At 42.4% G+C, this 13,218-nt stretch carries 10 protein-coding genes; 1 reads left to right on the top strand and 9 read right to left on the bottom strand.

Annotation, left to right across the window (positions count from 1 at the left end; genetic code table 11):
• Nucleotides 1–106: 106 nt before the first annotated feature.
• The gene (locus CD03_RS0123175; RefSeq protein ID WP_027295667.1) at nt 107–1,021 is read left to right on the top strand and encodes a LysR family transcriptional regulator; all 915 of its coding nucleotides are present in this window, start codon (nt 107–109) and stop codon (nt 1,019–1,021) included.
• Between the two features lie 43 nt (nt 1,022–1,064).
• Here the strand turns inward: CD03_RS0123175 and CD03_RS0123170 are convergent, their stop codons facing one another.
• The 9 genes from CD03_RS0123170 to CD03_RS0123130 form a co-directional block, all read right to left on the bottom strand.
• Complete coding sequence (locus tag CD03_RS0123170) at nt 1,065–1,490, bottom strand: Hsp20/alpha crystallin family protein (protein WP_027295666.1); 426 nt, start codon at nt 1,488–1,490, stop codon at nt 1,065–1,067.
• Between the two features lie 122 nt (nt 1,491–1,612).
• Entirely contained in the window at nt 1,613–2,038 is a 426-nt protein-coding gene (locus CD03_RS0123165; protein WP_027295665.1) for an Hsp20/alpha crystallin family protein, read from the bottom strand.
• Between the two features lie 241 nt (nt 2,039–2,279).
• Entirely contained in the window at nt 2,280–4,238 is a 1,959-nt protein-coding gene (locus tag CD03_RS34520; RefSeq protein WP_052377935.1) for a beta-N-acetylhexosaminidase, read from the bottom strand.
• Complete coding sequence (locus CD03_RS0123155) at nt 4,238–5,740, bottom strand: response regulator (RefSeq protein WP_027295664.1); 1,503 nt, start codon at nt 5,738–5,740, stop codon at nt 4,238–4,240. Before CD03_RS0123155 ends, CD03_RS34520 begins: the two co-directional genes overlap by 1 nt.
• Entirely contained in the window at nt 5,712–7,478 is a 1,767-nt protein-coding gene (locus CD03_RS0123150) for a histidine kinase (protein WP_044289612.1), read from the bottom strand. The genes CD03_RS0123155 and CD03_RS0123150 overlap by 29 nt, the downstream gene beginning before the upstream one ends.
• A 214-nt stretch (nt 7,479–7,692) precedes the next feature.
• On the bottom strand, nt 7,693–9,351 hold the full coding sequence (gene ltrA, locus CD03_RS0123145) for a group II intron reverse transcriptase/maturase (RefSeq protein ID WP_027295662.1): 1,659 nt from the start codon (nt 9,349–9,351) through the stop codon (nt 7,693–7,695).
• A 654-nt stretch (nt 9,352–10,005) separates the two neighbouring features.
• Nucleotides 10,006–10,827 (bottom strand): carbohydrate ABC transporter permease, encoded by an 822-nt coding sequence (locus CD03_RS0123140; RefSeq protein WP_027295661.1) that lies wholly within the window; start codon nt 10,825–10,827, stop codon nt 10,006–10,008.
• Nucleotides 10,827–11,732: a carbohydrate ABC transporter permease gene (locus tag CD03_RS0123135; RefSeq protein WP_330377347.1), complete on the bottom strand. Its 906-nt coding sequence runs from the start codon at nt 11,730–11,732 to the stop codon at nt 10,827–10,829. Before CD03_RS0123135 ends, CD03_RS0123140 begins: the two co-directional genes overlap by 1 nt.
• 37 nt (nt 11,733–11,769) lie before the next feature.
• Nucleotides 11,770–13,143 carry an ABC transporter substrate-binding protein gene (locus CD03_RS0123130; protein WP_027295659.1) on the bottom strand — a complete coding sequence of 458 codons (1,374 nt, stop codon included), beginning with the start codon at nt 13,141–13,143 and terminating at the stop codon, nt 11,770–11,772.
• Between the last annotated feature and the right edge of the window lie 75 nt (nt 13,144–13,218).

Genomic DNA, 13,218 nt, shown 5'->3' with positions numbered 1-13,218 from the left:
TACATCTATTGTATGATAAGGATAAAAGCATGTCCAATTCCTATTTACCATAATCATTATTCCAAAAGTGAATAACTGCCTATGTCTTTCAAAAACGAGGTATCCCATGAATATCAAAGAATTTGACTATATATTATGCATTGCAAAACACCAGAATATTACAAAGGCTGCACAGGAACTGTATATTTCCCAGCCCACACTAAGCAAACACCTGCAGAAACTGGAACGCCAGTTAGGCTGTAAACTTTTCGGCAGGGTTGATAACCGCTATATTCCCACCCATGCGGGAAAGCGCTATCTCGCATATGCAAAAAAAATGATGGCTTTAAATCAGGATTGGGAAAAAGAACTAAAAGATATTACACAATGCAATGAAGGCGAACTGAATATTGCCTTTCCCCTGATGCGCAGTTCCTGCATGATTCCTGCAATTCTTCCTGCTTTTTATCAAAAATATCCCCATATCCGTATTAATTGCCTGGAAGAAACTTACGCTATACAGGAGAAACTGCTGCTGGATGACCAGATCGATTTTGCCATATTTAATGAATCATCTCCCCATCCCAAGCTCACTTATGAATCCCTTGGCGAGGAAGAAATTGTCCTTGTGGTATCCCCCCGTCACCCGTTTGCATCTCTGGGCGTTAACGGACCGGACAGTCCCTATCCATATATAGATCTTGCTCTTTTTGCAAGCGATAATTTCATCCTTCATTTCCCGGAACAGACTACTGGCAGAATTGCTCTTGATCTATTCCGGAAGCACAAAATCAGCCCCACCGTTTCACTTCATACCAGAAATACCCAGGCAGCAGTTCTTCTGGTACTGCAGGATCTGGGCGTATGTTTTGCACCGGAGAGCTATATTAAAAATATGCATTTCCAGTCTGCTCCAGTCTGCTTTTCTGTAGGTAAACCTCGGATATGTACCACTCTTAGCATTGCATACCGCAAGGGCTCCTATATGCCTCTTTATGCCCTGGATTTTATAAAAATGGTTAAAAAAATGATGTCCCGCTGAATATTCAGCAGGACATCCCGTATCACATCTAAGTATTTACTTTTTATTGTATCGTAATGAGTTTCGGCTGCTCCTCAATTTTCTGCGCAGCTTCTTTGGGAATCATCAGACGCAGAATACCATCCTGAAATCCTGCCTGAATATCTTCCTGGCGAACGCTTTCTCCCACATAAAAGGATCGTTTGCAGGTTCCCGTAAAGCGTTCTCTTCGGATATAATTACCATCCTTATCCTTTTCATCTTTGTTTTCATTCTTGTTCGCGATAATTGTCAGATATCCATCCTTCAGCTCTGCCCTTACATCTTCTTTCGCATATCCCGGCAGCTCCATATCAACCAGATAGTGATTATCTTTTTCCTGAACATCAGTCTTCATAATCTGGGACGTGTTGTCTGAAAATGGTTTGCTAAAGAACGGGTCACGGAACAATTCATCAAATAAATCAAAAGCTCTGTTTGAAAGTAACATAAGTCATACCTCCTTGAAAATAACTGACTGGCGGCCTCAGCCGCAATACTACTTGTTTCTATTTGTTTCTATTTGTTTCTATATGATAAACTGTAACAGAGGGAAACATCCCCTCCGACAGATTACTGAATTGAAATCAGCTTTGGCTGATCATCTTTTAAAACCGGCTCCTTTGGAATGCTGAGCCTCAAAATACCATCCTGGAATCCAGCCTGAATATCTTCCTGTCTTACCTGATCCCCCACATAGAAGGTCCGCTTGCAGGAACCGCTGTAACGTTCTCTTCTGATATATTTTCCCGCCTCGTCTTTTTCTTCCTTATTTTCATTCCTGGACGCCGTAATTGTCAGATTGCCGTCTTTCAATTCTGCTTTAATATCTTCTTTCGCATAGCCCGGCAGTTCAATATCCACCAGATAGTGATTTTCCTTCTCCTGGATATCTGTCTTCATTACTTGGGTAGTTCTGCTGTCTCCATAAGACGGATTAAAAAATGCGTCCTTAAACATCTCATCAAATAAATCATAAGCTCTGTTTCTAAGTAACATAAGTCATACCTCCTTGGTTTCTTATTTAAAAATGGTTGTTGTAATTGGTTTGTTGTAACTGTTTTATTTGTTATATATGTGTTATAACATAAAAAATTAGCACTGTCAACCACCGAGTGCTAATTTTATTATTTTTTTATAATTCTTCTACTATCCCCCTGAATCGCGTCAGATAACGCACTAAAAAAGCCAGCGTCAGGATTCCACTCCTTACGCTGGCCTTACACCTTACTGAAAACACTCAAATCCCTGCAATATTCCCCGCGGAAACCATGCCCTGCCAAAATCCCCCCATACACATCTTATGGCTGTCATCTGCCGGGTCATCCTGATACACAATCATAGGTTCCCCCAGTTCCTCCAGAATGTCTGCCTTGCCCTCCAGATAATTACGCAGCCTTTTTTCTGCACTTTCCAGGCGCACCATGACACCCCCGATACGAATATCCAATACTTCAAAACCAAAGGGCCTGCATTCCGAAAACCATAATTCCTCTCTCATCGCTTTTAGGCGTGATACCATCGGCAAGAGTCTTTGTATCCTGTCTGCCAGCAAAACAAGCGTCTCTCTGTCACCGCCGCGGTATGCTTTTCGAATTTCTATCCCTGACATCGCTTTTTGTGACAGAATTTCAGCAAGCGTATTATAATAGCGGAAAACTGCATCCATTGAAACTTTATTTTCTATATCCATAGAGTATTTATTTTCTATATCCATATAACCTTTGCTTTTTCCATTCAGAAGATCTTCCAGCTGTTCAGCCAGTTTCTTGTAATATTGACCCATATCCAGTCCCAGACCTGCTATCTGGCCGTCAAACAAACCGGTAAGCACATCCTGATACAGCAGGTATTTGGACGGGTTATCTGCATTTTCATTGTCTTTCTTTACGCCAGGGGTATTGTCGAAGGCATCCAGCAGATGATAGGCATCAGAAGTATATCCCGTCAGCTGCATAAGCCAGCGGTCAAGCTGTTCTGTATCCATTTCTTCGCTATAACAAAGCTCTGCAAAATACAATGCGGAATAGAATGCAGTCCGTACAGGTGTCTCTGTACCATTGTCAAACCAGAAGGTACACATTACCTTGTCAATGCTCTGATCTCTGCAGGATGCCAGGCCTTCACGCAGTGTTTTCTCCGCTTTACTGTAATTTGGTGCAATTCCATTCCAGGTCCAGCCGCCCCCTGCAAACCGTATCTTATCCGTCAGCTTACGATGAAGCCGGATATTCTTGTCATACATTCCTTTATCATGATGGTAATAGTCCCAGTATACCAGCGTCAGATCCTTTGGCAGCGGCTTCAAAAGATCAAAATCCGTATCCTCCGGCAAATCATAATATTCTCCGTCCGGGGACTTCAGGCGGAAAAACATATCACTCCACAGCATCATTTCCAGTCCATCTTCCAAGCAGATCTGTGACACCATCTGAAGATGCTTTGTCATAATCTCGTACCGTTCCTCAAATCCATTATTGCGCAGGTACTGCCCCAGCCCTAAAAGATCTGCTTCATCCATGCCCACGTGTATTTTCTTTGACGTAAAAGGTCCAGATGCGCTTTGTATCATTTTCCTCACGAATTCCTCTGTATCCTTCGTTCCCACCATAAGGATATCTTCTGTGTCCCGCAGTTTTTTAGTCTTCGGCCAGCGAAGGTATGTATGGAGATGTGCCAAAGTCTGAATTGCAGGAATCAATTCCACTCCGGCCTTATTCCCGTATTCATCCAGCTCTTTCAGATCCCCATAAGTATATTTGCCGCGATAGGCTCCAAAATATGGATCACCTGGAACTTCATATACATCCTCCATATAAAGGTAAAGCTGATTCATTCCGGATGCCGCACAGAGCCGTATAAACTCTTTCAGCATTGGCTTATTTACTGTTCCGTTTCTGGAACAGTCGATCATAATACCAGTTTCTTTAAAACAGATTTTCTCTTCCTTCACAAATGGCTCTGTATTTCCATATTTGATTCTCTGGAGAAACAGATGCAGAGCACGGTAAAAATGTACATCTTCCTTACCATACAAGTTCAGCTTCTTTCCGTCAAACTCGGCTTTCAGCACATCTCCCTCTGTAAATTCAATTATAATGTCCATATCTTTTTCGACACATTCATACCCCTGATACGTTAAGAACATTTCTGTCATTTCTTTTCTGTTTCCGTCAATTCCTGATAAATAAAATTTCATTACCTGCTGCCTTCTCCCTTACTCTCCATTTTATTTTTTCGGTATTCCGATGGGTAAACACCTATTTTCTTTTTAAATACCTTGGAAAAATACAGCGGATTGGGATATCCCACCATATCCGCCACATCCTTTGCCAGAATTTCCTCATCCATCTCTAGCAGATTTTTTGCCCGGTCCAGACGTATTTTCTGAATATACTGAGACAGTGTATAACCGCTGTATTCTTTAAATAAAGTGCTTAGATACGGTGCCACAAGCCCGAATTCAGACGCCAGTACGGCTGCGGTTATAGGCTCCGCCATATTTTCTATGATGTAGTACTCTACTTTTTTCATGAGATTTTCTGAAGACTCCGCTTTTCTGTATAGCTTCTTTTCATCCAGCATCTGCCTTAAATTAAGAAATAACTGCCTGGCATCCGACGAATACAGGATCAGATTCCATATGGTTTCTTCCCGGTCTTCCTCGCTTCCATATGACGGTACTGTCTGATCCTCCATGCTCTGCAAAATCCTGCTGATTATCTGCTGGCATTCTTTTTGGCGGATTTTCCTTGCATTAAAAAATGCCTCTGCTTCTTTCAGAAATACTTCCTTTCTGGTGTCAGACATCTCTTTACCCAGGGAATAAAAGGTATCATCTCCGGCAGGGTATGCCGTTCCGGTGGTGTCTGCATCGTCCTCAACCACTGAACTTTCGCCAAAAAGAATATTCTCCTGAAGCTTCCTGCGCAGCTGGTGGCTGATCATGGAGATTTCATGGGTTTCAATCAAACCCTCATGGAAGGCTGCAGTAATCTGGATTCCTCTTCCCTTTATCTCTTCCAGCAGCTTCTTAGAAAATACTTTTAAATCTGCTTCATTCTCCGGAACAATCAGCAGTATTTTTTCATTAGCCTGGTTCTTTTCAAAAGAATATACACAGGACGCTTCCGGAAGCAGGTCTGCCGCAGCTGACTCTATATCAATTCCCCGCCAGAAATCACATTCAGCGATATTCTCCTCCATACCGTCCCGGATCAGGGGACCAGCACAAAAGTAAACCATCTGAAGCTTTTCCCCAGGGTTCGCGGGTTTCCCGGTATAAACTGCCTCAGCCAGTCTCGCTTTCTGCTTTTCCTGAAGCATACTTAAATATCTCTGTGAGATATTGCTAAGAGTTTTCTCTAATTCTTCTTTTACGATAGGCTTTAACAGGTATTCCGTAACCCCGCAGCGGATTGCCTGCTGTGCATAACTAAAATCACTGTATCCGCTGATAACGACTTTTTCTGCCCCGGGGTATTTTTGATTAGCAAAATCCATCACTTCAATACCGTCTGCCAGTGGCATATTGATATCTGTAAAAATTGCATCCACCTGATTATCGGTCAAATACTTAATTGCTTCTTTTCCATTGTGGGCACACATAACCACTGAAAATTCAGGATTTAGTTTTTCTATCATATTCTTAATTCCCCTTAAAAGAGGAATCTCATCTTCCGCAATAAGTACTTTTATCATTTATTTCTCCCCCCAATAATACCACGGCACCTTTTTCTCTGTTATACAACTGAAAAACAAAAGATTCACCATAGATAATTTTCATCCTGGTATAGATATTCGGCAGGCACAATCCTCCAATACCTATATTTTCCAATATGTATTTTACATCACTCCGGTCCAGTTCTTCTTTCTGCCCTCGGAACTTTTCCAGGAACTCTTCGGTAAATCCGCTTCCGTTATCTTTTACGGTAATATACCATTTATCCTTTTCTGTCCAGGCATGTATGGAAATCTTCCAGACCGGATTCACATTTTTAAGCCCATGCTGGAAACAATTTTCACAAAGGGGCTGTACAATCAGCTTAGGAATACAGATATATCCTGCATCTTCCTCTGCCTGTATCTGGAACTCAAACAGTTCTTCGTATCTCACTTTCATAAGCAGCATGTAATCTTCTGCGATTGCACATTCCTTCTCTATCGTACTGAAACCATCCCCCATCTGAGTATTATACCGGAGTATTTCTCCCAGCCTGCGGCAGATATCCGGTACTTTTTCATTGCCGTCCATCTGGGATTCAATAGAAATAATCGCCAGCATATTATGTAAAAAATGCGGATTCATTTGGGACTGAAGCGCAAAGAAATGGGATTTCACTTCATTTGTCTTGGCTGTTATCTGTTTCTGCATACTATCATTTAATTTTTTCAGCATAGAGTTAAAAGAATCCTCAAGGCGAAGCACGATATCTGTAGAATCTTCATCCGCAATTGCCACATGGAGATTGTCCATGGTAATAGATTTCAGAGAATGATTCAGATTCACCAGCGGTTTCGACAGATGTTTTACTAAGATCTGTTCCAGCAAGATGGCTGCCAGCATTACAATTCCCACTGTTGCAGCCAGAACCAGGTAAAATTGATTCATCGCATTGTTAAATTCTATGGGATTTTTATATAGCTTCACAGTGTATGGAGCATTTTCCAGTGGAACTTCCATTCTGTAGATATCCTTCCCATCCAAATCCATGTCCCCTGCTGCCCGGTAAATGCTTTGACCTTCCTGGTTCAAAATCTCCGCCTGAATGCCCGGACCAAAATCAGCCAAAATCTCATCCAGTTTCTCTGTTGATTCCTGCACTTCTACAAAACCGCATCTGGAACTGTTGGAGTAGTAATCCTTTATTTCCCTCACGACAGCCAGATAATCCGTCCGCTGTGCCTCTCCTGATGCCAGGACATCCGTCCCCGGTTCCCTGTAAAATACAAACCTGTCCGCTTCCTGAAAATATTCCTGTACATCCTCAAATGCTTCTCCGGAAAAAAACTGTCTGACTCCACTCTCCGTAATCGCCCGGTTGGACGTGCAGACCCAATCATCGTACCGGTTATAAAGGCAGATTCTGGAATGCCCGTCGTTTTTAAAATTATAGGATTCCAGAAGCTTCTTCACTTCTCCTGTGGTAATCGGATGGCTTGTAAAATAATTCTCGTCCGGTTTTGCAGGCAAGGATTGAAAGACCCTGACAATATCCGGATTTGCCGCAATCTGAAGCGCCGCCCTGTCCATATCGTAAAACAAAATGTCCAGCTGCGTTGCCGTCTTTTCTGTTATAATCCGGAAGTCCTGTTCTTCCTTCTCCTTCATCTCGCCTACAACCATTCTGTAAAAATATCCCACAAGTCCTAATATGATCAACATCATTATCACGGTATGATACAGAAAAAATTTAGTCTGGTATTTTAACTTTTTCATATTTTTCTCCCAAAATTCATTCAAACATGCTCTGATGCGTAATTTTGCATACTCAATTTTATCATACCTTATCTGTAATAAATTTTGAAGTACCAGAATCTGTCATCAACCTCATCAAATACCTAATCGGGTAGGCTCCTCCGTCGCCGGAGTTCACCCCCCTAAGAACGCAACGTACGATTTTCACCGTATTGCGCTCAAGCAATTGTTAGCTTTAGCCTTGTAGGACTAAAACCGACGACGTTAATTGTAATTCCGGGTGTAGTTTCCTGTGGCATTCCGGATGGACGATCTCTGTCTTTCCTTTTCCATTTCGATGTGTTCTCCATCCGGTTTCCACCACTACACCTTCCATACACAAGGTGCACTTTCCCTTTTGTCCTTTCCATATATTGTTTAATGCTTTTCTTCCTGACATTCCTTCAAACATCCGCTCCCCCTCTCGTTCCTCGAAATAGCTTTGCCATTCTTCGGCGTATGGGTTTGCTTCTTTTTGTATCTTTTTGTGACGGATGATTCTTGTGTCACTTGCCCTTACCAGCCTCACGGTCTTTTCGTTCCCGGTTGTTGCCTCAAATATCCAGTTTCGGTTTCCTTCCCGGTGAAAGTATTTCTCGCTGATCCACCATTTTCCCTTTTTGTTATGTCTGCGCCTGCACCATTTCCATATCGACTTATAAATCTGATAGTCTACATAGCTGTATGTTTCCTTACTCACGACATGGCGGTGGTAATTCGCCCAGCCACGTATCTTTGGGTTCAGTATTGCAATCAGCTCCTCCTGCTTTACCATCTTGTGGCTCTGAATCTCCTCTCTGATCCGTTCTAAGAAGTTCTTAACGTTTCCCTTTGACGGTTTTATCAATACCTTCTTTTTATACTTTCGGATGTTCTGTCCCAGAAAGTCAAATCCCTTGCTGATGTGGGTTATCTTTGTCTTTTCCAGTGACAGTTCCAATCCACGTTCTTCTAAGAATCCTCTTATTTCCGGTAGTATTTGTTCCTCCAGCAGTTCACAGCTTTTACCCGTCACCACAAAATCATCCGCATACGCAATGGTATGTATCTTTGAATACACGGACTTACCTTTTACGTAGTGCACTGGCTTTATCTTCTTTTCCAACCGGCTTCCTAATCCATTAAGCGCAAGTCCTGCAATACACGGCGATATAATCCCGCCTTGCGCGGCTCCTTTTTTCGTTTCTTGCAGACTTCCTTCAAAGATGAATCCCGCTTTCAACCACTCCTTCAGCATCCGTTTATCAGTTGGGATATGTTCCAGTAACCAGTCATGACTGATCTCATCAAAACATGATCTTATGTCACCTTCCAGTATCCACTCGGCACAACCCGCGTTTGCCGACGTTGCTTTGAAGATCGCTTCTATTGCATCGGCTGTGCTGCGCTTTTTCCGAAATCCATAGGTTCCGTGATCCAGTATCGTTTCCGCTACTGGATCGAGCGCCATCAGATACAATGCCTGCTGTGCTCTATCCTGCATCGTTGGTATTCCGAGCGGACGCTTTTTCCCATTCTTTTTGGATATATAGATTCTTCGCAATGGACTCGCTTTATATCCCTTTCGTTTCAGACTTTTTACCGCTTTTTCTTTCTGCTCCGGGCTTTTCCACGTAACACCATCAACGCCGGGTGTTTCCTTCCCTTTGTTGGTTGTCACCTTATGGACTGCCAGTACCTTCGCACTGTAGGAATGGGTCAATAACCATTGCAGTGCTCTTACCTTGTTGTATCTTTGTTGCTCCATCGCCTTTACCATACGCATCTGGAGCTTCTTCACCCGTTCTTTATGCTGCTCTATTTCCTTGCCGCTAAACATTGGATGGGAAGGTGCACACACCTTTTTCGTGTCCATTTGCTTTCCTCCCTTGGGAAGTTCCCCTATTGCAGAATTGCAATTTTGCATACTTGCAACGATTCTCTGGTAATCAATCACCTTACGTGAAAGTCAGCACACTTTCGTGTCAGAGCATTCGCTCCTATCCCCACCGCTACAACAGGGCATTCGCTTTTTCCACCATCTCATATCCACACCCCCTTCGGTACATCTTACGACTTCCTACTCCTTACAAGGAGAGCGATTTGGACTTACCACGTTTCCCATAGATGACTTATCAGGATGACTTAGGTTCTGTCTCTCCGCCGGCAGTTCTTCGTCCGTGTGTTCCGAGGATAAAGCAGAACAACCGACTGCATACCTTTTGGTTCAAGCGATTCAGCATCTTGCGCTTGTTCGTAATCACGGCGTTTATCAACAGTTCACATATGTTAACCTTATTATCCCACAACCTAGCTCCCTACCATCCGATGCTGACAGTTACGTCTTGACCTCACGGCTCAACTTAGAGGGATTCATTGTCACAACAGCTTAACGAAAGATTGTCACCAATCCTACATTGTTGCTAGGTTACTCTTGACGGAACAAGAGGTTCATAATATACTGGAATCACCAGTGTTTATCAGTGTTTCAGCATATCCAAACATTCATCTATGCGACCTCGTGTCGCACTTATCCTTTGACGGCTCCCGATGTCATGCCTTCCACAATATATTTCTGCAGACAGAGATATAAAATAACAATGGGCAATACTGTTATCACAAGTGCTGCAAATACATAATTCCAGTCTCTGGAATAAAGTCCGTAGAAATTAAAAATCATCATCGGTATGGTTGTCCGTTCTGAACTGCTCATCAGGTACAGCGGCACCTGGAAGTTATTCCATATTCCAATAGCTGCAATAATCAGGTTTGTAATGGTTATCGGTTTCATAATCGGAAGCAGTATTTTAAAAATCAGTTGAAAAGCATGGCATCCGTCCATGACGGCAGCTTCATCTATTTCTCTTGGAATTCCTTTTACATAACTTGAAAATGTCATTACGGCAAAAGGAAGGTTCACTGCAGCCAGAACCAGAATAACACTGAAGTAGGTTCCATATAAATGTAACTTCAACACTAATGCATATGTAGTAACCATCTGCATTGTAGCGGTAAGCCCGAATACAAAATAGTAATACAGGCCTCTTCCCTTATTATCATCCCGCCTGGAGATAATAATCCCGGTCATTGCGCCAAAGATAATAATCACTGCCACCGCCGTAACAGTAATGATCAGACTGTTGGCATACCCACGTAAAATCCCTCCGGTTTCAATTACATGCTTATAATTTTCAAACTGCAGCTGTTTTGGCAGGCTGAGATTCATTTGAAGCGCTTCTCCCTGTGTTTTAAAGGAACCGAATACCATCATAACAATCGGTATAATATACACGCTGGAAATGAGAAGCAAAATCAGAATTGTCACCATTTTTCCTATCTTTTTCTTTTTCACTAGGTATCCACCTCCCTGGATCTTAAGTATTTATTCAATGCAAACGTAATTCCCACTATGAAAAATGAAAGGATTAAGGCACATGCGCTGGATTTGCCAAGCAATCCCATTCCAAACGCCCGGAAAGTATAGGTGCTCAGCACCTGGGTATCGAATCCGGGTCCCCCTCCGGTAAGGGAGTAAACCAGATCAAATACTTTCAGTCCCCCCGTGATGTTCAAGGTTACCACAACCGTAAAAGACGGTGCCAGCAGAGGAAGCGTAATCCTTTTAAACTGCTGCCATTTTGTTGCTCCGTCTATCTGAGCGCTTTCATAATACTCACCCGGAATTGCCTGCAGCCCCGAGATAAACAGGAACATGGTAAATCCCGCCCACATCCATACTTCAATAATAATAATCCAGAGCATTGCAGTACCATAGCTTCCAAGCCAGTCTCTGGTAAGATCCGCCTGACCGATTGCCGTCAGAAAGTTATTAATCAGTCCGTCCTGCTTAAGTACTCCCGTAAACAAAAGCCCGACAATCATACAGCTGAGAACGCAAGGCAGATAGAACAAGGTTCTGAAAATACTGTTGCCTTTAAACTTCTGCACCACCAGCAGTGCCAGCAGCAGCCCAACCACTGTTTTAAATACAGTCGTGCTCAGTGCAAAGAGCATTGTATTCCAAAGGGAACGCAGAAATACTTCATCCTGGAATAAATTTATCACGTTTCGCAGTCCGATAAATTTGGCATTGTCCATCCGGTCCATGTTCCAATCCGTAAAGGAGTAAAAAAATGCAGTAATAATCGGTACAATAAAAAATATGGTATAAACCAGTGCCGCCGGTGCTCCCAGCCACATGGGATAAATTTTTGATAACTGTTTCTTATTAATAGCAACCACCTCTTTCTCAATCAAAAGGAGCTGCTATTGCAGCTCCTCTATTTTCTGTATCTTAGAATCCTTCTGCACCCTGATCAATCATATACTGTTCAAAGTCGCCCTGGAATTTCTCCATGATCTGTTTTCCATCCATATTACCTTTTGCAGGAGCATCCACGTAATATACATATAAAGTGCTTTCAAACAACGGATTTAAATCCATCACTGAGTAGTTAAACTCCGGAATAACCTTTCCGGCTTCAATATATTTTTCATTTACAGCTTTCAGGTATTCCGGTACTTCTCCGCCATTTACATCCTGGAAAGCCGGGAATGCCGGTCTTTCTTCAAAATACAAATCGGCATATTCAGGAGTTGACCAGAGATTCAGCACCTTCTTAACGGTATCCATATTCTTAGAATTTTTATAAACTACAAAACCAGCAGATGACATATTCTCTGTCATTACATCCACGCCGTCTTTCATAGACATTGCGAACATTCCTATCTTAGCTTCCGGATTAGCCTCCAGCACTGAGGCTGCAAAGAAATCACCGTTAAAATGCATGGCTGCTTTACCTTCGGCAACCGCAAGAATAGCATCGTCATAAGTAGCGGAAGCAAAATTATCGTTCATAAATCCTTTTTCATAAAGGCTTAAGTATTTATCAATTACTTCTGCAAACTCAGGAACATCCGTCCATTTTGCTTCATTTTTCATTATCTTTTCGCTGAACTCTTTCACTTTCTCATCACCAAGGGTCTTCGCAAAATTATCGGTCATAAGAACCTGGGGAACCCAAGTGTCCTTTGGCATAAAAATAGGTGTTACTCCGCTGTCCTTGATCTTCTGGCATACATCCAGGAATTCCTCCCAGGTATTTGGAACAGTCACGCCGCACTTCTGAAATACATCTTCGTTATAAGTAAATCCATGTACCCCTGGTACGGACAGGAACGGAAATCCATAAATTTTACCATCATCTGCTGTTACATTTTCCGGTATCTTTAATTTGCTTACCCATTCTTCACCGGACATATCTGCAAAATTAGCAGCCGGATCCACGATGTCATAAATAGCAGGCACATTGTAATCGATTAAGTCCGGACACTCACCGGAATTCAGTTTCATTTTAATCATGTTCAGTGACTCATCATCCGGAACCACCTGAACATCCACTTTAATATTCTCTTCCTTCTCTAACTTTTTAATCATATTCTGCAGACCCGAGAAATTCCTGGACTGCTGTACAAGTGCGGTGATCTTCTGTGTTTCACCCGTCTTACTTTCATCGGCCCCCTTCGTTTCTGAATCTGCCTGAGCCTCGGTAACCTCTTTGCCTGATGTAGCCGCCTTATCCGAATTATTATTGCCCGTACCGCATGCTGCAAGTGAAAGAACCATTGCTGCCGATAACAGAACTGCTGCTGCTTTTTTCTTTTTCATTTATAATACTCCTCTCTCTGATTTATATTTATAAAATAATACAATTTTAGGTTTTCGTACATGCCATATTTTAAA

Source organism: Robinsoniella sp. KNHs210 (genome assembly GCF_000686105.1).
Lineage (GTDB): Bacteria > Bacillota > Clostridia > Lachnospirales > Lachnospiraceae > Robinsoniella > Robinsoniella peoriensis.
This window is presented reverse-complemented; position numbering and strand designations above follow the sequence as displayed.